The organism is Xanthomonas axonopodis (genome assembly GCF_001304695.1).
Lineage (GTDB): Bacteria > Pseudomonadota > Gammaproteobacteria > Xanthomonadales > Xanthomonadaceae > Xanthomonas > Xanthomonas axonopodis.
This window is the reverse complement of the sequence record NZ_JFAQ01000100.1, coordinates 1-21969: the sequence shown is the minus strand read 5'-3', so window position 1 is coordinate 21969 and position 21969 is coordinate 1. Positions and strand designations below refer to the sequence as shown.

At 63.3% G+C, this 21969-nt stretch carries 22 protein-coding genes, 1 other RNA gene and 2 pseudogenes; 10 read left to right on the top strand and 15 right to left on the bottom strand.

Translation table 11 applies throughout. From position 1 onward, the window contains the following. A pseudogene (locus tag XAXN_RS10210) lies at positions 1 to 444 on the bottom strand (M2 family metallopeptidase); the annotation flags it as partial. A gap of 218 nt (positions 445 to 662) precedes the next feature. Between XAXN_RS10210 and XAXN_RS21180 the strand changes: the two are divergent. Together XAXN_RS21180 and XAXN_RS21175 are read left to right on the top strand one after the other, a co-directional pair. Then, entirely contained in the window at positions 663 to 854 is a 192-nt protein-coding gene (locus tag XAXN_RS21180; RefSeq protein ID WP_134980122.1) for a hypothetical protein, read from the top strand. A 131-nt stretch (positions 855 to 985) separates the two neighbouring features. Then, positions 986 to 2062: a rhomboid family intramembrane serine protease gene (locus XAXN_RS21175; RefSeq protein ID WP_134980123.1), complete on the top strand. Its 1077-nt coding sequence runs from the start codon at positions 986 to 988 to the stop codon at positions 2060 to 2062. 47 nt (positions 2063 to 2109) lie between these two features. Here the strand turns inward: XAXN_RS21175 and XAXN_RS10205 are convergent, their stop codons facing one another. From XAXN_RS10205 to XAXN_RS10190, 4 genes are all read right to left on the bottom strand, one after another. Continuing rightward, complete coding sequence (locus XAXN_RS10205) at positions 2110 to 4101, bottom strand: M2 family metallopeptidase (protein ID WP_054319465.1); 1992 nt, start codon at positions 4099 to 4101, stop codon at positions 2110 to 2112. A gap of 110 nt (positions 4102 to 4211) precedes the next feature. Continuing rightward, positions 4212 to 5879, bottom strand: a complete 1668-nt coding sequence (locus tag XAXN_RS10200) for a phosphoethanolamine transferase (protein ID WP_054319464.1) — start codon at positions 5877 to 5879, stop codon at positions 4212 to 4214. Further along, entirely contained in the window at positions 5876 to 6640 is a 765-nt protein-coding gene (locus XAXN_RS10195; protein ID WP_054319463.1) for a phosphatase PAP2 family protein, read from the bottom strand. The genes XAXN_RS10200 and XAXN_RS10195 overlap by 4 nt, the downstream gene beginning before the upstream one ends. Before the next feature lie 98 nt (positions 6641 to 6738). Then, positions 6739 to 8472 (bottom strand): ArnT family glycosyltransferase, encoded by a 1734-nt coding sequence (locus tag XAXN_RS10190; RefSeq protein ID WP_054319462.1) that lies wholly within the window; start codon positions 8470 to 8472, stop codon positions 6739 to 6741. 216 nt (positions 8473 to 8688) lie between these two features. Here XAXN_RS10190 and XAXN_RS10185 point away from each other — a divergent pair, with 216 nt between their 5' ends. Together XAXN_RS10185 and XAXN_RS10180 are read left to right on the top strand one after the other, a co-directional pair. Beyond that, positions 8689 to 9405, top strand: coding sequence for a response regulator transcription factor (locus tag XAXN_RS10185; RefSeq protein ID WP_054319461.1), 717 nt, complete (start codon positions 8689 to 8691; stop codon positions 9403 to 9405). Further along, complete coding sequence (locus XAXN_RS10180) at positions 9371 to 10687, top strand: sensor histidine kinase (protein WP_054319460.1); 1317 nt, start codon at positions 9371 to 9373, stop codon at positions 10685 to 10687. Before XAXN_RS10185 ends, XAXN_RS10180 begins: the two co-directional genes overlap by 35 nt. Positions 10688 to 10858: 171 nt before the next feature. On the opposite strand, the gene XAXN_RS10175 is transcribed toward XAXN_RS10180, so the two are convergent. The 5 genes from XAXN_RS10175 to XAXN_RS10155 form a co-directional block, all read right to left on the bottom strand. Further along, positions 10859 to 11344, bottom strand: a complete 486-nt coding sequence (locus XAXN_RS10175) for a hypothetical protein (RefSeq protein ID WP_054319459.1) — start codon at positions 11342 to 11344, stop codon at positions 10859 to 10861. Between the two features lie 62 nt (positions 11345 to 11406). Continuing rightward, positions 11407 to 11664, bottom strand: a complete 258-nt coding sequence (gene minE / locus XAXN_RS10170) for a cell division topological specificity factor MinE (protein WP_003484370.1) — start codon at positions 11662 to 11664, stop codon at positions 11407 to 11409. A 2-nt stretch (positions 11665 to 11666) separates the two neighbouring features. Continuing rightward, positions 11667 to 12476, bottom strand: a complete 810-nt coding sequence (gene minD, locus XAXN_RS10165; RefSeq protein ID WP_054319458.1) for a septum site-determining protein MinD — start codon at positions 12474 to 12476, stop codon at positions 11667 to 11669. A gap of 35 nt (positions 12477 to 12511) precedes the next feature. Beyond that, on the bottom strand, positions 12512 to 13249 hold the full coding sequence (minC, locus tag XAXN_RS10160) for a septum site-determining protein MinC (RefSeq protein WP_054319457.1): 738 nt from the start codon (positions 13247 to 13249) through the stop codon (positions 12512 to 12514). A 3-nt stretch (positions 13250 to 13252) separates the two neighbouring features. Continuing rightward, on the bottom strand, positions 13253 to 13852 hold the full coding sequence (locus XAXN_RS10155) for a GNAT family N-acetyltransferase (RefSeq protein WP_054319456.1): 600 nt from the start codon (positions 13850 to 13852) through the stop codon (positions 13253 to 13255). Between the two features lie 244 nt (positions 13853 to 14096). Here XAXN_RS10155 and XAXN_RS10150 point away from each other — a divergent pair, with 244 nt between their 5' ends. The 5 genes from XAXN_RS10150 to XAXN_RS10130 all read left to right on the top strand — a co-directional run bounded on the left by XAXN_RS10150 (position 14097) and on the right by XAXN_RS10130 (position 18613). Next, complete coding sequence (locus XAXN_RS10150) at positions 14097 to 15293, top strand: sensor histidine kinase (RefSeq protein ID WP_054319455.1); 1197 nt, start codon at positions 14097 to 14099, stop codon at positions 15291 to 15293. Continuing rightward, entirely contained in the window at positions 15293 to 15934 is a 642-nt protein-coding gene (locus tag XAXN_RS10145) for a response regulator (protein WP_054319454.1), read from the top strand. The genes XAXN_RS10150 and XAXN_RS10145 overlap by 1 nt, the downstream gene beginning before the upstream one ends. A 349-nt stretch (positions 15935 to 16283) precedes the next feature. Further along, positions 16284 to 17465, top strand: coding sequence for a polyketide cyclase (locus tag XAXN_RS10140; RefSeq protein WP_054319453.1), 1182 nt, complete (start codon positions 16284 to 16286; stop codon positions 17463 to 17465). Positions 17466 to 17549: 84 nt separating this feature from the next. Then, positions 17550 to 17936 carry a DUF423 domain-containing protein gene (locus tag XAXN_RS10135; protein ID WP_054319452.1) on the top strand — a complete coding sequence of 129 codons (387 nt, stop codon included), beginning with the start codon at positions 17550 to 17552 and terminating at the stop codon, positions 17934 to 17936. Positions 17937 to 17938: 2 nt separating this feature from the next. Further along, entirely contained in the window at positions 17939 to 18613 is a 675-nt protein-coding gene (locus XAXN_RS10130) for a DNA-3-methyladenine glycosylase family protein (RefSeq protein ID WP_054319451.1), read from the top strand. Between the two features lie 75 nt (positions 18614 to 18688). Here XAXN_RS10130 and XAXN_RS10125 read toward each other — a convergent pair whose 3' ends face one another. The 5 genes from XAXN_RS10125 to XAXN_RS10110 form a co-directional block, all read right to left on the bottom strand. Beyond that, positions 18689 to 19486: a M15 family metallopeptidase gene (locus tag XAXN_RS10125; RefSeq protein ID WP_054319450.1), complete on the bottom strand. Its 798-nt coding sequence runs from the start codon at positions 19484 to 19486 to the stop codon at positions 18689 to 18691. A 126-nt stretch (positions 19487 to 19612) separates the two neighbouring features. Then, positions 19613 to 19795 (bottom strand): type II toxin-antitoxin system antitoxin, encoded by a 183-nt coding sequence (locus XAXN_RS10120; RefSeq protein WP_054319449.1) that lies wholly within the window; start codon positions 19793 to 19795, stop codon positions 19613 to 19615. Further along, positions 19792 to 20076 (bottom strand): hypothetical protein, encoded by a 285-nt coding sequence (locus XAXN_RS10115; protein WP_054319448.1) that lies wholly within the window; start codon positions 20074 to 20076, stop codon positions 19792 to 19794. Before XAXN_RS10115 ends, XAXN_RS10120 begins: the two co-directional genes overlap by 4 nt. 17 nt (positions 20077 to 20093) lie before the next feature. Further along, positions 20094 to 20170, bottom strand: a non-coding RNA gene (locus XAXN_RS21165) — sX9 sRNA. Positions 20171 to 20232: 62 nt separating this feature from the next. Then, a complete protein-coding gene (locus XAXN_RS10110; RefSeq protein WP_054319447.1) occupies positions 20233 to 21099 on the bottom strand; it encodes an SPFH domain-containing protein in 867 nt (288 codons plus the stop codon). A 127-nt stretch (positions 21100 to 21226) separates the two neighbouring features. Here XAXN_RS10110 and XAXN_RS10105 point away from each other — a divergent pair. Beyond that, positions 21227 to 21797: pseudogene (locus XAXN_RS10105) on the top strand (ATP-grasp domain-containing protein); the annotation flags it as partial. Positions 21798 to 21969: the final 172 nt, after the last annotated feature.

Sequence of the window (21969 nt, the reverse complement as noted above, 5' to 3'; positions counted from 1 at the left end):
AGGACGGGGGGACGTCGAGGGCTGGCTGGAACCACGCTGCAGCATCGACCAGAACTTCTGCCCGGCGTCCTTGTTGCCGTAGAAGGTGCAGGCGTACAGAGGGCCCTTATAGCCGGTGGCATCGCACAGGCTTTTGTAGAACTGGAATTGCAGGATGTGCGAGAGGAAGTAGCGCGTGTACGGCGTGTTGGCCGCAACGTGGTACTTGGCGCCGGGGTCGAAGAACGCCTCGCCGCGCGGCGTGACCGGGGCCACGCCCTGGTATTTGGCCTTCAGTTCCCACCACGCCTGGTTGTAGCGGTCCGGGCCGATCGAGCCATCGAACACGCCCCAGCGCCAGCGGTCGATCATCAGCCCGAACGGCAGGAACGCCACTTTGTCCAACGCCATGCGCATCTGTGCGTTAATCAGTGCCTCGCGGCTGGCTTGCGGCACTTTACCTAATAATGTAGACGATTTCTATTTATGTGAATTATATCACAATTTATTCGAGGATTCTAGCCTATATCGATTGCTTGGTGAGGTGTCAGCACATTGCACAGGTACTGGCGGGCACATGGCTAGTTGTCGCTACGTTCTTTCTGGGAAATTGACATCTGCCGCGTTGTCGGCCCCATGACACAAGGGTCTTGTGTCCAATAGCGAAGTAAAGGAGTATTGCGATGCGTGCAATGTCAATTGATGAAGTTCAATTGGTCAGCGGTGGTATCTCTGGCTATGAAGGTTCAGGTGCGATTTTGACAGTGCTTGGCACAGGTGCTGCCATCGCTACTGCTCCCATCAGTGCGCCGGTTATTGGCCTAGCTCTTGGGGCTGCTGCAGGTTTAGCCATTGCTCAATATTTGGCCGAATAGTTGAGTGATAGAAAACGCACGCCAGTCCTTACTTTAGAGGGCTGGCGTGTAAAATGTCGATGCGTAATCGCACAAATGTGTGTATCCGCAAGATCTGGTTGGGGATGTAGACTGAAGTGCAATGAAGTGAGTTGAATCTGACTTGTTCGATCAATAAGTTGCATTGGAAGAGATTATTAGTGATGGATGGTTATAAGCGATGGGATGATGGGCAGGGATTCCCTGATAATGAGCAAAGGCAGTGGTCCTTATTTGATCGTCGGCAGCCTAAAAGCATTACCTTGCAAGATGCCATGAATCTTGCGTCTAGGTGGTTGCCAGCGAACTCAATGCTGATTGCGTCACCTAACTCAACGAAATTCCTTCCTCCGATTCTTATACCGGAGCTGGAACACGTCGCATTTAAGTCCGTGCAGGGCAACTACAAGAGAATATCCGTTGGATTACTTGTTTTTGGTATGCTCCTCTGTATCGTTGCTTTTCAGCAGATGGGTTCTAAAGTATTTCATATTGGCCTCCTGTCCGTGAGTCTCGCGGGTGCTCTTATTCTTGACTATTGCGTGGGAATAGGTTCAAAAGCCGGTCTTGTACAGCGAGCTATGTTTTTTCGATGGCTTAAAGTCGATAAACGGTCGCGTCAAGGTGGGCTAATCTGGATGGGATTAATTCTGGCTGCAGGATGCTTTCAGCTTCTAATGATGGAGCGCCTTGGTAGCAACGACTTGGTCTTTAAGCGAATAGGTGCAATGTATTCGCCAATTAATTCTGGTGAGTACTGGCGTTTTGTTTCGGGTCCATTCCTGCACTACTCACTATATCATTTTATAAATAATGCCGCGCTTCTATTTTTTGTGGGTGTGCTCTCATCTGCTTTGTTGGGATACGTGAGCTTTATGGTGTTCTTCTTTGGGAATATAATTGCTGCGTATGCGCAAATGAATTGCGGGGGTCATTTGTTTGATAATTACGGAGGGTTGTCTGGTGGTGTGTATGCCCTCTTTGGTTTCGTTATTTTTTCGGGTTTTACTAGTCGATCCCTTATGCCGAAAGGGTTCTGTCTGTTTGTTGCAAATCTTGCTGTTCTGGGAGTGTTGGGGGCCGAATTGATGTCGGAGAATGCTGCCACGGCCGCGCATTTCGCAGGATTTTTCTTTGGTCTTATTTGCGGCTTGATTCTAAAAATCTCCGCCGTTTTTAAGCGTGCTTAGCTTTCCTTGCGTGTTGCTGCGCCTCAGGCAACACGCTTGATGGGGGCTCAATGCGGTGTTGTCGACTTGGCAGTGTCCCAGCCGCACCGACGTCCCTGGTTCTGCTGCTTGAGCCACTCCTGGATCGGCGCGAAGTATTCCAGTAACGGGCCGGCATCGAGGCGTTCGCTGCCGGTAAGTTCCTTGAGCGTGGCCTGCCAGGGTTGGCTGGCACCACGTTGCAGCATCGACCAGAACTTCTGCCCGGCGTCCTTGTTGCCGTAGAAGTTGCAGTCGTACAGCGGTCCCTGATGGCCGGCGGCCTGACACAGGCCCTTATAGAACTGGAATTGCAGGATATGCGCCAGAAAATAGCGCGTGTAGGGTGTGTTGCCCGGCACGTGGTACTTGGCGCCAGGGTCGAAGAACTCTTCGCCGCGCGCGCTGGCCGGCGCCACGCCCTGGTACTTGACTTTCAGTTCCCACCAGGCCTGGTTGTAATGCTCGGGCGTGATGGAGCCGTCGAACACGCCCCAGCGCCATCGGTCGATCATCAGGCCGAACGGCAGGAACGCCACCTTGCTCAGCGCCATGCGCATCTGCGAATTGATCAACGACTCGCGGCCGGTCTGTTGTTCGCCCACCATGCCGATCGACTGCAGGTACTTCGGCGTCATCGCCAGCACGATGGTGTCGCCGATCGCTTCGTGGAAGCCGTCGTTGGCGCCGTTCTGGAACAGCGGCGGCAACGGGTTATAGGCCAGGTCGTAATAGATGTGGCCCAGCTCGTGGTAGATGGTGGTGAAGTCTTCTTCGGTGGGTCTGATGCACATCTTGGTGCGCACGTCCGCACCGATATTTTGGTTGGCCTCGCCGCCCATGTTCATGTCCCAGGCGCTGGCGTGGCAGACCACATCGCGGTCCAGCGGCTTGATGAACTGCGAGCGCTGCCAATAGGTGTCCGGCAGCTTGGGCATGCCCAGCGAGGTGTAGAAATCCTGCGCGCGTTCGGTCATCTGCTTGGCGGTACGCAGCTGCGCTTCGCGTTCGGCGTTGAAGCGTGCAGCCGCGCCTCCGTCGCCGCCGGTGTTGCGCGCCAGCACTGCGGTGAGGTTGCCCTGGTACTGCTTTTCCAACGCGGAGGTGATGTCCAGATCGCCGGCCCCGGGGTAGGGCTGCAGCAGATCCCACAGATTGCTCCAGTCCTGCTGCCACATATTGCCCATCAGATGCGCCGGCAACAGGCCGCCGGCGACCTCGCCCTTGTCCTTGCCGTATTGTGTATCGAGCTTGCCGCGCGCATAGCACTGCAACTGCGCATACAACGGTTTGACCTGTTCCCACAGGCGGTCGGTTTCGCTGGCCAGTTGCGTCGGCGGCATGTCGTAGCCGCTGCGCCATAACACCCCGACGTCGGCGAAACCCAACCCGCGTGCGCCCTCGTTGGCCAGTTCCACGAAGCGCTGGTAGTCCTTGCGCATGGGCTGCGCAGTGCTGTGCCAGCCCTGCCAGGCGTCGAGTTGTTCGTTGTAGTCGCGGCTACTGGCCAGCACTTGCTCCAACTCGCCGAGCTGGCGGCAACGGCGCTGTTCGCCTTCGCCCACGCAGTAGCTGCCGGCGCCGTAATCGCCTTCCATCTTGGCGGCGATGCGGGTGAGTTCGGCCAGTTTGGCCGGGTCGCGTGGTGCGGGCAGGGCACTCAGCAATTTGAGCAACTGCAGCGCACGCGCACTGTCGGCCGACATCGGTGTGCCGGCGTACTGTTTGGATTGTTCGATCCAGCGATCCAGCTGCGCCAGCGAGCGTTCGTTGGCCTTGGCCGCCAGCAACTGCGAATCGCCGTTGATGTAGGTCGACGACAGCCATTGCGCAGCAGTGGTTTCCGGATAAGCCGCCTTGTATTCGGCGCTGATGCGCGCAACGAACTGGTCGGCGCTTTCGGCCGGCGCGGTCTTGCTCACGACAGGTTTGTTCGGTGGTGCCGCATCCCGGCGGCAGGCCGACAGGCTCAGGGTGCCGGCAGCCACAGCCAACGCCAGCAACAGCAAACGAGGATTCACGGGTGGTCCTTGCAGTGAAGTCCGGCGAAGGCTAGAGTGCGCCGGGTTTCAGGGCAAGGGGCAACGCCGGCCACGCATGCGATGGGGCGGGCAGACCCAGGCGTTGGCGATCAGCGCAGCGTCGTGCCGGTGCACTTGGCGAACAGGTCGCGCTCGGGCGCATAGACGCTGGTCTTGACCTGCATCAACCCCAGGACAGACGGGAACAGCGCATCCTGATCGGTGTATTGCCCGGCACGGTGACGCAGGCAGGCTTCGTCCAGGCCGCGATCGCGCGCGAACTCCGGCGAGAACCACATCACCATCGGCACATGGGTCTGCTCCTTGGGCGCGATGGCATACGGAACGCCGTGCAGGTACAGGCCTTTTTCGCCGAGCGATTCGCCATGATCGGAGAGATAGATCATCGCCGTGTCGTAGTCAGGCAGGCCGCGCAGCGCGTGGATGGCCTGATTGAGGAAATGGTCGGTGTACAAAATCGAATTGTCGTAGGCGTTGACGATGTCCTGGCGGCCGCAGCTGCCCAGATCTGCGGTCTTGCACACCGGCTTGAAGCGTTCGAACTGCGCGGGGTACCGCTCGAAGTAGCTCGGGCCGTGGCTACCCAGTTGATGCACCACCACCACGCGGTCGCCAGGCTTTGCGTGCACCTGCGCAGCCAGATCGCTCAACAGGATCTCGTCCATGCAGCGGCCATCGGTGCACAGGCCCGGTGTGGTGGCATCGTCCAGCTTCTGGATCTCCAAGCCGTCGCACACGCCCTTGCAGCCGGACTGGTTGTCGCGCCACAGCGTCGAAATGCCAGCGTGTTCCAGCACATGCAGGAACGACTGATGGCCGCGGATCATGTCTTCGTTGTAATCGCGACGGCCGTAGGGGGAGAACATGCAGGGCACCGAGACCTCGGTGCTGGTCCCGCACGAATGCATGTCCGGGAAATTGATCACCCCTGCCTGCGCCAGCTCCGGCGTGGTCTGGCGGGCATAGCCGTTGAGACCCCAGTTCTGCGCGCGCGCGGTTTCGCCCAGCACCACCAGCAACAGGCGCGGGCGGCTACCGGGTGCGCGCGGTGTTGCCGTGGCGTCGTGTTCGATCGGCTGTTTGGGGGCACGCTTGATCGGTGATTCGGACTTGAGGTTTTGCCGCAACGCCACGATGTAATTGATCGGTGTAGCCAAATAACGCACTTCGCGATGATTGCGTATCAATGCGGAGATATCCTGCGACGAGAGCATGGCGCCAGCAGCGCCCACCACCGCCACCACCAGCAGGAAACCCGATCGCACCAGCAGCGCCTTGCCCACGCTGCGTGCGCGCAAACGTGTGCGCCACAGCAATGCGGTCGGAATCAGGAAGTAGCACACCAGCGGCAGGATCAGGCCCGACGTGAGCAATTCACGCGATTCCTTGTGATCGGTATGCAGCACATTGCGCAGCATGTCCGCATCCAGATAGACGTTGTAGCTGTCCATGTAGTGCGCGGCCAGGGCGGTGGTGAACAGCAGCAGCGTCAGCAGCGGCTTTGCATTCCAGCGCCAGACCAGGACGCCCAGGAGCAGCGCATGCACGGCCACCAGCAGCGCCATCAACGAGATCGCAAACCCGATGCTGCCCGGATGCGTGGCCATGGCCGTGCGCCAGAACAACCGATTGCACACCAATGCGAAAAACAGGCTCGAAAGCAGCACCAGCACTTCGGTGGACACCGTCGGCCGCGTACTCCATGTCAGCGCGCGCAGGCCACTGCGCTTGCGCGGTTCTGGCAACCAGGTGTTCATTCCACATCCCCCAAGAGCAACGTCAATCCAAGCGCGCGACGCGGCCGTTGCAGCATCACGCAGTACAGGGCAAGTGCGCTCACCCAGCACACCGCCAGCGACCACAGGTCATGCGAGAGAAAATGCGCGCCGCGCAATTGTTGCGCAACACCGAAAATGAGACCTGCTGCCAAGCCTATGAACAAACCTGCAAACCGCCATGCAGGGCGGAGAGCCAGCGCACAAAAATACAGTGCCACCCACGCATAACCGGCACTGGCATGGCCGGCAGGAAAACAACCGGACGCGGCAATGCCGTGGCGCGATTCGAATAGCCCGATCATCGCTTGCGTACCGCCATAGCGGCTCAGATCCCACGGGCAATCCATCGCCGTCCATGACTTGAGCAGCGACACCAGCGAGGTCGACATCGCGACGGAGGCGGTCAGGTAAGTCAGCGGCCAACGCAACACCTTCAGGCGCGGCCTGCACCACGCAACAATGGCCAGCACCAGCACCCCAACTCCGGCTGCCGTACTCGACCACTTACCCACGCGGTGGATCACGCCACTGGTGAACCAGTGGTCCTTGAGTAGCCAGTGCCCGCCTTCCAGCCGATACAGCGCATCGGCAATCCATTGGTCACCACCAGCGCCCATCAGCAGCGCGCTCGCCAACAGGACGCAGGCCAGGGGCAGCCACAGATGGCGCACAAAAAAGTGCGTCTCCATGCCGCTGGCGCTATGCGCCACGGTCGGTGTCCGGATGGGAAGGGTTGTCATTAAGATGTCGGGCCGTGTCAATGCCCGACATCTTCGAAACCCGGATGTCGGAAAGCGGTCGGACCGTGGTTGCTCGGCCGTTAACCCGACACAAGCGTTCAGTCTGCATCGCCTTCGCTACCGGTTTGTTCGGCGTCGGACGCAGTGGCCATGCAAGCGGCATGCCACGCCGTGCCCGGCAGCAATTGCCATTGATTGCGATTGGACTCGCCGATATCGATGCGCTGCGCCGGATCGATACACGCCGGCACAGCCTGCTTGAGCACGAACAGCCAGCGGGTGTGCGGCGCTTGCGCAAGCCACGGGCCGGCCTTGGCCCATTGGTCCTGCCAGCTCGCCTTGAAGCCGAAGTCGGTCACCGGGCGATCGGCCTGCAGCAGGTTCTGCTCGCGCCAGGCCAGCATGCCCAGCTGCGCGTCCGGCCCGATGCGCTGGCCCACCCGCTGCATCAAACCTGCGGACGAACTGTACGGATCCAGCGTGGGCATCAAGCCCAGGCCGAACACCGTCCACAGCGCGGCGGTCATCACCACCAGCGCGGTGCCCGCGCGTTTACCGCGCGACCATGCAATCGCGGCCAGGCCGACCACGCCCAGGCCGATCAACCAGAGACCCACCGACTGCAGCGAGGCAAGCTCCATGCCGCGCTTGACTGCGGTGTTTTCGGCCCAGTGCAGATGCAGCGCAATGCCGCCGCCCAGCACCAGGCCGGCGACGGCCAGCAGCAGCACATACCCGGTCAGCAGCATTCGCACGCCGCGCCGGCGCAACAACCCGGCCAGCAGCGGCGCCGCGGCAATGCACAGCGCCGGCAGCATCGGGAAGATATAGACCTCGCGCTTGCCCGGGCTGGCGCTGAAGAACAGCAGCACCAATACGCTCCAGGCCAGCAGCAGCACATAGCGTGAGTCGCCGCGGCGCAGTCGCCGCCACCAGGCCGGCATTAGCCACGGCAACAACAGGCAGCCGGGCAGCCACAAGGTGGCGATCACCTGCAGATAGTACCAGAACGGTTTGACGTGATGCCAGGCGTGCGCGTAGCGCGTGCCGGTCTGCTTGAACAACAGCTCGTGCGCATAGGCATGCAGCTGCGGGTCGTCGCTGTGCCACAGCGCGATGCCCAGCGGCCCCAGCCACACCGCCGTACCGGCCACGAACGTCGGCAGCACCAGCAGCCAGCTGCGTCCTGCCAGCGCGCGTGACGGCAAAACGCGCCAATGCGTACGCCGCAGCGCCATCCACGGCAGCAACAGCAGCAGCGGCAGAAAACCGACGCCCTTGGTCACCGTGCCGACACCGGCAGCAAACAGGCCCAGCGTCCATGCGCGCCAGTCCGGCCCGCGCAGCAGGTGCCGCAGCATTCCCCACAACGACAGGGTGGTCAGCGCCACCAATACCATATCGATCTGCGCACGCTTGGCCATCAGGCCGAACTGCAGCACCGTGAACAGGGCCAGCACCGCATGGGCCGCCACGCGCCGAGTCCATAGCCGGCGCGCGATATCCCAGGTCAGCCATAACGTGGCCAGCGCGGCCAGCAGCGACGGCAATAGGAAAGCCACCGGCCAGTGCGGTACCAACTCGTAGGTTGCCGCCTGCAGCCATATGAAGACCGGCGGTTTTTCTGCGTACAACTCGCTGCCACGGTGCGGCAACAGCCACTGACCGGTCTCGACCATGGTGCGCGCGGCCAGCACGAAGCGCGGTTCGTCCGGTGGATTTGGTTGGCGTATGCCCAGCCCGGCCAGCAGGCTGAGGACGATCAACAGCAGCGCGGCCAGCAGTGCACGCTGGCGGGATGAGGAGGCAGCGATGGCAGTCGACACGCGCACGCCCTGAGTAAATGCGGGCAGACACTATTTGGCAAGTGGGTCGGAAATTTGTCGGAGCCGAGCCCGGGTGATCGCGCGCCGCAGCGCAGGCATCGCCGTGCGCGGGTGCGGAAGCGCAACCGATTGCAGGGCCGTACCGGCGATACCGGTCGCGTTTGGCCGGCCTCGGTTAGCATGCGCACACTGTGCCTGCCGGGCCGTCCTGGAATCCCGCTCATGCGGCTGCTGGTCATTGAAGACAACCGCAATATGGTTGCCAACCTGTTCGACTATTTCGAAGCGCGCGGGCATACCCTGGACGCCGCGCCCGATGGCGTCACCGGCCTGCACCTGGCCACCACCCAGCAGTACGACGTGCTGATCCTGGACTGGATGATGCCGCGCATGGATGGACCGGAAGTGCTGCGCCGGCTGCGCGAGCAGCACCAGTCCGAGCTGCCGGTGATCATGCTCACTGCACGCGACGAACTGCCGGACAAGATCGCCGGCTTCCGCGCCGGCGCCGACGACTACCTGACCAAACCCTTCGCATTGCCCGAGCTGGAGGTGCGCATCGAAGCCTTGCTGGCGCGTGCGCACGGCCGTCGCCGCGGAAAATTGCTGCAAGTGGCCGACCTGAGCCTGGACCTGGCCACGCTGGAAGCCACCCGCGCCGGCCAGGTGCTGCACCTGTATCCGGCCTGCCGCAAGTTGCTGGAAGTGCTCATGCAGGCCAGCCCGGCCGCGGTGCCGCGGCAACGCCTGGAACAATCGTTGTGGGGCGACGACCCGCCCGACGGCGACATGCTGCGCTCGCATATCTACGAGTTGCGTCGCAGCGTGGACGGCCCGTTCGCGCAAAAACTGATCCATACCTTGCCGCGGCTCGGCTACCGGCTGGCGCAGCTGGATGCGGCCGATGCCGCTGACGCTGGCGACTGCAGCGATGTCTAAACAGCGCCCCCTGGGTCGCCGCGTGCTCGTGTGGTTGTTTGGCTACACGCTGTTGATGACGCTGGCGGTGTTCGGCACCGCGCAGTACCTGCACGAACGCGCCGAACACGGCGTGTGGCGCTCGCTGCTGAATTCCGAACTGGACAGCATCCTCGAGCGCAGCGTGCAGAACCCGGAGTATCACTGGCAGGATTCGGACACCTTGCGGCTGTACCGCGTCGACGACGTCGCGCACACACCGCCGGTCTTGCGCACCCTGCATCCCGGCTTGCACGACGGTCTGGAGATCGCCGGCCGCCAAAGTGCGGTGATGGTGCGCGACACCGCGCATGCCGGCCGCCTGGCGCTGGTGCTGGACATCACCGATTTCGAAGCGCTGGAAAAATTCCTCACCCGCTGGATGCTGGCCGCCGGCATCGCGCTGATCGGCGTCACCTTGCTGATGGGCACGTATGCGATGGCCCGGCTGGTGCGCCCGCTGGTGGAGCTGGCGCGCGACATCGGCGCGTTGCGTCCAGAGCAGCGCGCGCAGCAGATTGCGGTCGGGCCACAGGGCAGCGCCGAGCTGTACGTGATTGCCGATGCGCTCAACGATTATCTCGAGCGCAACAGCCAGTTCGTCGACCGTGAGCGGGCCTTCATCGACAGCGCCAGCCACGAATTGCGCACGCCCATTGCGGTGATCGGCAATGCGGTGGAGCTGGCGCTGGAGCAACCCGGCACGCCGCCGGCGGTACGCCACCAGCTGCAGCGCATTGCGCAGACCAGCACCTCGGTCGAGCAGTTGATCACCTTGCTGCTGGTGCTGGCCAAGGACCCTGGCCGGCTGGTGCGCAGTAGCGATGCGTTGTGGCTGGATCAGTTGCTGCCGGACATCGTGGCCGACCACATGCACCTGTGCGCCGACAAGGATCTGCAACTGGTCGTGGACCCGTTGCCGCCGTGCAGCCTGGTCGCGCCGGTCGCCATCGTGCAGACGGCCATCGGCAACCTGCTGCGCAACGCCATCGAAAACAGCGACCGCGGCATCATTCGCATCTCGCTGTCGGCGCCCGGCGTCGTCCGCATTGCCGATCCCGGCCATGGCATGACGCCCGAAGAGATCAGCGCCATCTACACGCGCCTGGCGCGCGGCAACGCACGCCAGGGGAGCGGTATCGGGCTGGAACTGATCGGACGCTTGTGCGAGCACCTGGGCTGGCACCTGCAGCTGGATTCCAATGCAGGGCAGGGCACGGTGGCCACGCTGGATCTCTCCGGCGCCACGGCAACGGGATCCTGAGCGCGACCACTCCACCGAGTGCGCCTAGGCCAGACGGTGCGTCCGGTACTCGGTACCTGCAGGTGCCACGCGTCCGCCGCAGCGCCTGCGAACGCCACACCGGCCCGATGCCCGTTCGCTGCTGCGACTGCTCGCTGCAGTTGGTTCGCCGCTCGCACGTGCCGCGCAGGCTCAGGCAGGCAACAAGCCGCGTGCGTCCAGCCAACTGCGCGCATTCTCCGCGTCCTGCTCGAACCAGGCGCGCGTGGAGCCCAGTCGATACGTATAGCCCCAGCTGTCCATGTCCGCCATCAGGCGCGCGCTGCCCACGCCGGGCAGTTGCTCGGCCAGCAGGATCTGCAGGTAACAGGTGGCGTCTTCTTCCTCCACCGAATCGGTGGCGTCGGTATGCACCGCGGCGCGTTTTTCCGCAGATAGCAATATCAGATGTCCGGCTTCGTGCAGAAGCGAATGCACCGGTGTGTCGTCACGCACGTACACATCGCAGCCGATGATGCCGGCCTCCGGTTCGCCCCAGAAACTGCCCGGAATCGCTGCACCAGCGTCCACACGATGCAGGCGCAAGCCATAGCGCGCGAGCAGGGCGGCAGGTGCATCCAGGCCGATATCGGCCACGCACAGAACCTCGGCAGCGGTGGGGGCAGTGGTCACGCGCAATGGCTCGCAGTCGGGTCACATGCAACAGCGGCACCGTGCGAACGCGGTGCCGCTGTTGGCGTTTACTTGTCGCCGTCTTCCGGCAGGGCGACCGAGATGTCCAGCACGTCGTGTTCGCCATCCTTGACCAGGTCCACACGGACCGCATCGGCATCGATGTTGACGTACTTCTTGATCACTTCCAGCAATTCGCGCTGCATCAGCGGCAGGTAATCCGGCCCGCCGCGGTGGTTGCGCTCCTGCGCAATGATGATCTGCAGGCGGTTCTTGGCCGTCTCGGCGGTATTCTTCTTGCTCTTGAGAAAATCGAGCAGGCCCATGCTTACCCTCCGAACAGCTTGCTGAAGAAGCCTTTCTTCTCCACGGATGTGAATCGCATCGGGCGCTCCTCGCCCATGATGCGGGCGACTGCGTCGTCGTACGCCTGGCCGGCCGGGGACTCGGCATCCAGGATCACCGGCTCGCCCTTGTTGGAGGCGTTGAGCACGTCGTCGGATTCGGGAATCACGCCGATCGCCTTCAGGCCCAGCACTTCTTCCACGTCGGTGATGCTGAGCATCTCGCCGCCTTCCACGCGGCCCGGGCTGTAGCGGGTCAGCAACAGGAACGCCGGCACCGTCTTGCCTTCTTCGGCCTTGCGGGTCTTGGAGTCGAGCAGGCCGATGATGCGGTCCGAGTCGCGCACCGAAGACACTTCCGGGTTGACCACCACCACCGCGCGGTCGGCGAAATACATCGCCAGGAACGCGCCTTTTTCGATACCGGCCGGCGAATCGCAGACGATGTAGTCGAAGCCGTCGGCGGCCAGGTCCTTGAGCACCTTCTCCACGCCTTCCTGGGTCAGCGCGTCCTTGTCGCGGGTCTGCGAAGCAGCTAGCACGTACAGGTTCTCGAACCGCTTGTCCTTGATCAGCGATTGCTTGAGCGTGGCTTCGCCGTGCACGACATTGACGAAGTCGTACACCACACGCCGCTCGCAGCCCATGATCAGGTCCAGGTTGCGCAAGCCGACGTCGAAGTCGATGACCGCCACCTTCTTGCCGCGTTTGGCCAGCCCGCAAGCCAGGCTTGCGCTGGTGGTGGTCTTGCCGACGCCGCCCTTGCCGGAGGTGACTACGATGATTTCAGCCAAAGGATTTCTCCGAATATTTCTGTGGTTGGGCCGCGTCAATCAAGCGCAGCGATCTTGATCTGATCCTGCTCCAGCCAGACCTGGACGGCCTTGCCACGCAGGTCCATGGGAACATCGTCCAGCACCTTGTAGTGGCCAGCGATGGCAACCAGTTCGGCGTGGAAGTCGCGGCAGAAGATGCGCGTGTCGGGGTTGCCCTGTGCGCCGGCCAGAGCGCGGCCACGCAGGGTACCGTAGATATGGATGCTGCCGTCGGCGATGACCTCGGCCCCGGCACCGACCGTACTGAGTACGGTCAGGTCGCAGTTCTCCGCGTACACCTGCTGACCCGAACGCACCGCGGTGCGCTGCATCCGGCCCGGGGCCGGTCGCGCGGCCGGCGGTGCCGGTTCGGCACGTGCGGGCGGCGGCGGCGGGCTGACCGCGCTCGGCTCGTACTGCGCGCGAAATTTGGCCAGCAGCGGCACGCCCAACTGCTGGGACAGCAGGTCGATCTCGCTGGTGCCGTAGGCCAGCGCCACCGGCAGCACGCCGGCATCGCGCAGACCTTCCAGCAGCGCCTTGGCGGTGGCCAGGTCCGGCACCTGCGACAGCCCGCCGAAATCCAGGATCACCGCCGCACGGCCGAACAACTTGGGTGCGCGGGACACGCGCTCGCGCATTTCCTGCACCAGCCGCGGCACGTCCAGCGTACGCACGCGCAGGTTGGCAATGCCTATCTGGCCGATCTTCAGTTCGCCGGCCTGTTCAAAATCCACATTCACACTTGCCACAACTCAGCTCCCCGTCGATGGGCTAGCGGTGGTGGCGGCATGACGCGGCCGGCCCACCCACGGCAAATGGTCGGGCAACTTGCCGCCATAGGTCTCTTTGACCCACCGATAACTGCACATGTCTTTCATCAGCATGCTGGCGCGCACTTCCACATCGGGCATGGTGTTCTGGCCAACCTCGCGGAAGCCGAAGCTGCCATGGAACAGCAAGGCCGCATCGGCGCCATGGTCCAGGAACACCTCGCACGCCAGCTGCGGGTAGCGCAGCTCGGTATAGCTCTGCACATCGGCACAGAACGCCCGCCCGACGCCACCGCCGCGGCGGCGGCTGGCGACCACGATGCGGTCGATATAGAAGAATTCCGGGTGACGGTGCCGGAACCAGGCGAAATTGCTGCTGTCGTGCGCACTGCCACTTCCGAAACCGACCAGAAAGCCAGCCAGGTTGCCGTCGCGCTCGGCGACGCGGAAATACTCGGCCTGCTCATAGAAACGTTGCAGCTTGCTTGAATCCAGCGGCAGGATCGCCAGTCCGGCATTGTTGTTCAAGGCCAGGACGGAATCGAGCTCGTGCTCGCGCACGTCGCGGATGACGATCGACATTGGGACTCCGTGGGGTAACGCGTCGACCCGAAATCGGATCTGCGTCGGATTATTACATGCGTGGCCTGAAGCGGCGACCCGCCGCACGCGATCGGCCCGCGCGCGGCAGGTGCCGGCATGCAGCGGCGCGCCAGCACAGGTGCAGTGCCGGCCCAACATCCGCAACCCGTGCATACCCGCGCCTGCCGGCATGCATGACTTCCGGCAAGAGGGCAGCGCGGTCGCTTACGCCTAAGATGCGGACATGTTGGGATACCTCAGTCATACGCGCGTCCTGCGCTTCGCCGGCCTGTTCACCTGGGCGATGATCGTCATGCCCCTGGTGTACACCTACTGGCCGCCGGCCGAAGAGGGCGACCACCGCAGCGTGGCCGAGGCGGTGATGATGTCGGCATTCTTCATCGGCTTCGGCGCCAGCTACTTCTGGTTGACCCGCGGCTTGAACAGCGGCGGCCACGCGCACTGGTACGACCGGCTGATCCTGTTGCTGCTCACCATCTGCGCGCTGGCGGTGAGCTATCTGAGCGGAACCGGGCTCGGCAGCATCCTGATGATGGTGGCGGCCGGGGTGATCCCGTGGCTGCTGCCGCTGCGCGTGGGCGTGCTGTGGCTGGTGCTGAGCCAGCTGGCGGTGCTGCCGGTGTTCTACTACCTGCGTCCGGATTTCACCCTGTTCGCGGCGCTGATGCAGTCGCTGTTGTACGGCGGCTTTTCGATGTTCATCTTCGTCACCAGCCTGGTGGCCCGCCAGCAGACCGATGCGCGCGAAGAGCAACGCCGGCTCAATGCCGAACTGCGCGCCACCCGCGCGTTACTGGCCGAGAGCGCGCGCATCAACGAGCGCACCCGCATCTCGCGCGAGCTGCACGACCTGCTCGGTCACCACCTCACTGCGCTCAGTCTCAACCTAGAAGTGGCCGGGCACATCACCGAGGGCCAGGCCCAGGAACACGTGCGGCAGGCGCACACGCTGGCCAAGTTGTTGCTCACCGATGTGCGCGAGGCGGTCAGTCATCTGCGCGACAGCGGGGCGATCGACCTGGAAGCGGCGCTGCGCCCGCTGGTCACCCAGGTGCCGTCGCTGGACATCCACCTGGATATCGCCGAGCCGCTGACCCTGGACGACCCCGAGCGCGCCCATGTGCTGCTGCGCTGTACCCAGGAAATCATCACCAACGCAGTGCGCCATGCCGGCGCGCGCAACCTGTGGATCCAGGTGCGCCGCGATGCCGATACGGTGCTGATCGATGCCCGCGACGACGGCCACGGCGCCGATGCGGTCGCGCCCGGCAATGGGTTGCGCGGCATGCGCGAGCGACTGAACCAGTATGGTGGGCAGCTCGAAATTCAAACCCGGCGGGGTGACGGCTTCGGGCTGCGCATCGCTGTTCCAGGCGCGCCGGCACTGATGCCTGCGGCCGTGACTCAAGGAGTGTTGTGATGATCCGTGTGTGCCTAGTCGACGATCAAACCCTGGTGCGCCAGGGGATCCGCTCGCTGTTGGCGCTGGACGACGGCATCGAGGTAGTGGCCGAGGCCTCCGACGGCAAGCAGGCGGTGGAGCAGATTCCGCAGATCCAGCCGGACGTGGTGCTGATGGACATGCGCATGCCGGTGATGTCCGGGCTGGAAGCGCTGCAGATGCTCTCGCGCAACGGCACCCTGCCGCCAACCATCATCCTGACCACCTTCGACGACGACCAACTGGTATTGGCCGGGCTCAAGGCCGGCGCCAAGGGCTATCTGCTCAAGGACGTCTCGCTGGAACAACTGGTCGGCGCCATCCGCACCGTCGCCGATGGCGGCTCGCTGGTGCAGCCGGCAGTGACCCAGCGCCTGCTGTTGGGACTGGAGCACATGCGCAACGAGTTCGTCAGCCTGGACCGACCCGATCCGCTCACCGACCGCGAGACCGAGATCCTGCGGCTGATGGCGAGCGGGTTTTCCAACAAGGAAATTGCCAACTCGCTGGGCGTGGCCGAAGGCACCATCAAAAATCACGTCTCCAACATTCTCTCCAAGCTCGGCGTACGCGACCGCACCCGCGCGGTGCTGAAAGCGTTCGAGCTGCAGTTGGTGTGAGATCGGCGCGGCGCCGCCGACCTCGACGCCGCGCCGGCCCGCGGCAGGGGCGGGACTCGCATTCAGGACGCTGCAGCGCCGGTCGGACCGCGAGACGGGCACTTCATGCCGCCTGGCAACCGCAACATCACACGCACGCAGCGCGTGATGTGCATGATAGCGGCGCGCAATCGCCCAACCCCTTGTGCAGGTTGGGATTGCGCATCCCCCACGCGCCGCGTCGCGCGGTGAATGACACCGCAAGACCGCGCTACCCGTCGCACAACTGAACATCTTTCTCGAAGCCTGCTAGGATGGTGGCTTCGCTTCACTCAACCCGGCCGTGGGATCGGCCCCGGAGACCTCCTGAATGACCCGTATTATCGAGTTCCTGATCGCCTTGGGGATCGTGGCTGGCTTGTTTGTCGTGGTGGGCTTGGTGTTGCCCTCGGAGCGGCAGATGTCCGAGAGTGTTGAGACCAACCGCAGAATGACGATTGTTTACGACACCGTGAACAGCTTCCGTCGTTTCAAGGATTGGAACCCGCTTGTGCTGCGTGACCCGAAGATCCAGCTGAAGCTGGCCGGCCCGGAAGAGGGCAAGGGTGCGCGCGTCGAGTACAGTTCCACCGAGGGCTATATCGGCAACGGCAGCTGGGAGATCAAAAACAGCGTCAAGAACGAGCGTGTTGAAATCGCGATCGAAGATCCCACCAAGGGCTACGACAAGGTCACCAATTTCACCCTGGTGCCGAGCGGCAAGAACAACAAGAACGTCAAGATCACCCAGGACTACAGCGTCAAGTACGGCTGGAACCTGTTCGGTCGCTATGCCGGTCTGTACGTCAGCCGCCACGTGGGCGACGACCTGAAGCTGGGTCTGTCGCGTCTGGCGACCGCACTGGCCACCGTGCCGAACTTCGACTACCGCGCCGAGCTTGACGGCAAGCCGGTGTTGAGCGACCTGAAGATCGTCGATGTGCCGGCCGAGGACCTGTTGGTCGTCACCGCGGGCAACATCGATCGTGACAACGAGACGATCAAGAAGTCGATCAAGGACAACCAGGAGTGGATCAAGCGCGTGATGGATTCCAACGGCCTCGAGGCGGTTGGTCCGGTGCGCATCGTGACCACCGACTTCGCTTCCGACAAGTATGCCTTCGACGTGGTGCAGCCGGTGCGCAAGCGCGCTGGTGGTGCTCCGAAGACCGACGCCAAGGCCGACACCGCCAAGGCCGACGCCAAGAAGGACGACGCGGCTGCTTCGGCACCCGCCGATGCAACCCCGGTAGCTGCAACGGGCGACGAGCTGAAGCTCAACATTCCGTCCGAAGCGCCGGTGAAGTACCAGCGGGTTCCGGCGCACCGTTCGGCGTTTGCGACCTACGCAGGCCACATGGCCGGTCTGGACGCAGTGCGTAACTCGTTGCGTGCCTGGGCTGTCACCAGTGGCATGGACGTGACCGATCGTCCGTACGAAGCCTGGAAGGGCGGCGTGGACAAGTCGTTCACCCAGGACGGCACGTACGACGTCTACTGGGCCATCAAGTAATCGTCTCACCGCGATGAGCTGATCCAGACGAAAACGCGCCGCAGTCCTGCGGCGCGTTTTTTTTTTTTGCGCTGCGGCGCTGCCATGGAAGTTGCCTGCATGTCTTTGCTCGATCGTCGTAAGAAACACCCTTCCCTGCTGGCGTTCTGCGGTGGTCTGCTGGCTGCCATTGCCGTTGGTCTGTCGGCCTACGCCTCGCACGGCGTAGCCGATGCACTGGTGCAGTCGCGGCTGCAGTTGGCATCGCTGTATGCATTCGGCCATGGCGCGGTCCTCACCGTGCTGGGCGCCACCGAAACGCGCGCGATGGGCCGGGTGGGCTTGTACCTGCTTTTGCTCGGCACCTTGCTGTTTGCCGGTAGCCTGGTCGGAGGCGCGTTGCTGCAGTGGCCGACCACCCTGGCGCCGGTCGGCGGGGGCAGCCTGATGCTGGGCTGGGTGGTGCTGGCCATCGGCGCCTTGAGGCGCTGAGCATGCCGCGCCATGCCCGCGGATTCGATGTCGAGGCTGCGTTCGCGCACTTGTCCCGGCGCGATCGCGCGCTGGGTGCGTGGATGAAGTGCATCGGCCCGATCGCCCCGCAATCGGGGTGGCACAAACCTTTCGACCCGGTGGATGCGCTGGCACGCGCGATCCTGTTCCAGCAACTTAGCGGCAAGGCGGCTTCGACTATCGTGGCGCGGGTGAAAGTGGTGATTGGCGCGCAGCGGCTGCATGCGGACACCCTCGGTCGTATCGACGACGCGGCGCTGCGTGCCTGCGGCGTTTCCGGCAACAAGGCGCTCGCGTTACGCGATCTGGCGCGGCGCGAAGCGTTGGGTGAAATCCCCTCGTTGCGCAAACTCGCTTTCATGGAGGACGACGCCATCGTCGAGGCGTTGGTGCCGATACGCGGCATCGGCCGCTGGACGGTGGAAATGATGCTGATGTTCCGCCTGGGCCGCCCCGATCTGCTGCCCATCGATGACCTGGGCGTACGCAAAGGGGCGCAGTGCGTGGACAAACAGGAGCAGATGCCCATTCCCGGGGAACTGGCCGCACGCGGCGAACGGTGGGGCCCGTACCGCACCTATGCCGCGTTCTATCTGTGGAAGATTGCCGACTTCAGTGTGGCGACCAAGGTGCCGACACCGCGTTCGCAGGAGTAGGGCGCTCGCACGCGGGGCAGACGCGACGGGCGGTGATGTCCAGCCGCGCTGCGTGGCGCATGAGGTCCGGCCGGCTCATCTCGCCGACCAACGCCAATGCCACGGTTCGTAGACGATGCCATGCGGGTTGTTGCGTGGATAACTCAAGCGGTAGCCGAACGCGTGCGCGTTGCTGCACAACCAGGCGAATGCGGGCGTGGCTTCGAAGGACTCTTCGGCCGGTGGCTCGCCCGGTGTGCCCAGATCCAGTGCGTCGCCGCTGTGGTGTTCGCTGAAACCCGGCGCCGCGTTGACCGTCAGTATCTGCTCCAGGGGGAGCCCGCGCGCGAACTTGCGCTCGAAGATGCCCAGTTGGTAGTCGTGACTGCGGTAGCCGGAAATCGCATCGAGCACGATGTCTGCGCGCAGCGCAGCCGCACGCATCCGTCGCCATGCGCGTGCAGCGCTGGCACTGAGCCACAGCGGGCGACTGAAGCGATCGCGTCCGGCAAACTGCAGTGCAGCCGGTTCGGCAATCAACTGCAGACCGGTCCGTTGCACGTAGTCGTCGGCGACGAGCCCGAGCTGGCTCAGTCGGCGCTGCAATCCGTCGATCGCCAACGTGTCCTCGTGTACCTGGCCGATGCGGCCGGTTGCGCTCTGCAGACGGTCCAATGCTTCGTCCAGGCCAGGCTCGCGTGCCAACCGCGGGATCAGCGGCATCAGACCTTGCGGAAGATGGGCAGCCAGATAGCGCCCATCGCGTTTGCGTCGCAATAGCCAGTCGGCCTGCGCCAGCACACGCGCATCCGCATTGCCGCGCGCGCGCAGCAGATCGGCCGGCCACAGCTCGATCACGCTGGTATTGAAGAGGACACGTTGAAGATGACGCATCCACGCAGCTTAGCCGTTGCCAGGTGAGCGCTGCCAGTCCAGCCAGGCGCTGTGACCCGCACCGACCTGGACGGGCGGACCGCTACACCGGTGCGCAGTCGCATTTGGATGATCGACGGCGCGTTATCAATTGTCGGATTTTTCTTTTTCGCCCTGCGGCTTCGGCAGCCGCCCGGCCTTGCGCAGCGCGTCGCGCAGCACGTATTCGATCTGCGCGTTGAGGCTGCGCAGTTCGTCGTCGGCCCAGCGTTGCACGGCAGCCAACACATCGGCGTTGATACGCAGCGGGTAGGCCTTTTTGTCGCTCATTCGCCGTCTCTGCGGCTGCCGTGCCGGCGCAGGTGCATCACCATCGACACGATCAACGCGTTGACGCCGATGAACATGCCGATCACCACCGCATAGATGCCGGCACGGTTGTTGCCCGCCCAATACAGGCACGCGGCGCCGACCAGGATCACCAGGCTGATCAGCGCCCAGCGCAGGCCCAGCCCGCGTGCGCGGTCGTCATCGTCCGCGCCGATGGACGCGGCGATGGCCAGCGCGGGCAAGCCGGAAAGCGCAACCACCAGGGGCACCATGACATTCATCGGATCGATCTCAGAGTGGCTGACGCAGCGTAGCGAGCGGTCGCCAGGTGGACGTGGAGGGCGCGCCTACACGCGCAGTGTACGAGTGGCACAGGCCGATGCCGAACCGTGGCTGCGCCCGGCCGGCGCTGGGCGCAGGTGTTTTGTTGTCTGGGCTCAATACAACGAGCCGGCGTTGACCACCGGTTGAGTGCCGCGATCGGGACACAACACGGTGAGCAGATTGCTGACCATATGCGCATTGCGCTCTTCGTCCAGCTGCACCACGCCATTCTTCTGCAACTCGGACAGCGCCATTTCGACCATCCCGACAGCGCCGGCAACGATGCGCGAACGTGCGGCGATCACCGCATTGGCCTGCTGGCGCTGCAGCATGGCCTGGGCGATTTCCGGCGCATAGGCGAGGTGGCTGATGCGCGCCTCGATCACGTCGACGCCGGCCTGGGTCAGGCGCTCGTCCAGATGCCGCTTGAGCTGCTCGCTGATTTCGGCCGGATGGCTGCGCAGCGAGATCTGGCTGTCCTCGTGCTGGTCGTACGGGTAGCTGGTGGCCATCGCGCGTAGCGCCGCTTCGGACTGGATATGTACGAAGCTCTCGTAGTCGTCGACGTTGTAGACCGCTTCGGAGGCATCCAGCACCTGCCAGACGATCACCGCAGCGATTTCGATCGGACTGCCATCCAGTTCGTTGACCTTGAGTCGTCCGCTTTCGAAATTGCGCACGCGCTGGCTGACGCGACGCTCGGCATAGAACGGCACATTCCAGCGCAGGCCAGCGTCCTTGACGGTGCCGACGTACTTGCCGAACAGGCTCAGCACCGCGGCCTGGTTGGGCTCCAGCGTATACAGGCCGGCCAACATGAAAATGCACGTCGCCGCGACCAGCACTGCGGCGACGAACGCGCCTGGCGTGACGCTGGTGCCGGCTATCATCGTCAGCACATACCACCCCGCACCGAGGAGGCCGGCGCCTGCGACGACGACAGGAATGCCGGGTAACGAACCGATCAGCTTCTCTTTCATGAGCGCTACTAGTCCTTATGGATTTGTAAAAAGATATCAATGTAATATCAATTAAACAACCGCCGTTCGTCGGCGTGTGGTGTGTCAACCGTTAGAATGGCGGCCCCTTCCGCTCTGGACCGTGCTCATGACCACTCTCGGCACGCCGTTATCGCTTTCTGCCACCCGCGTGTTGTTGCTGGGCTCGGGCGAACTGGTCAAGGAAGTGGCGATCGAGCTGCAGCGTTTCGGTGTGGAAGTGATCGCGGCCGACCGCTATGCCAATGCACCGGCGATGCAGGTGGCGCACCGCTCGCATGTGCTGGACATGCTCAACCCCTCTGCACTGCGCGCGTTTGCCGGAGATCGAAGCGATCCATACCGAAATCCTGGTGGCGCTGGAACGCGAGCAGGGCCAGAAGGTCATACCGACGGCGCGTGCCGCGCGCCTGACCATGGACCGCGAAGGCATTCGCCGCCTGGCGGCCGAAGCGCTGGGCCTGCCGACCTCGCCGTATCGCTTTGTCGATACCGTCGAGGAGTATCGCGATGCAATTGCCGCGGTGGGCTTGCCATGCGTGGTCAAGCCGTTGATGTCGTCCTCGGGCAAAGGCCAGAGTACCCTGCGCAGCGACGCCGATATCGATGCGGCGTGGGAGTACGTGCAGACTGGCGGGCGTGCCGGTGCCGGTCGCTACATCGTCGAAGGCTTTATCGATTCCTGATTAGCCCCATCCCTCAGCCTCCAGTTGCAGGATCTGCGACGCTGCGGTTGGACAATGGCCCCACCTGAAGGCAACGGAGGTGGGAGATGGGGATCAACATCGTGCAGTTTCAGCCGGGCTTGTCGCTGACCGAGTGCGTGGATCGCTACGGAACCGAAGCCAAGTG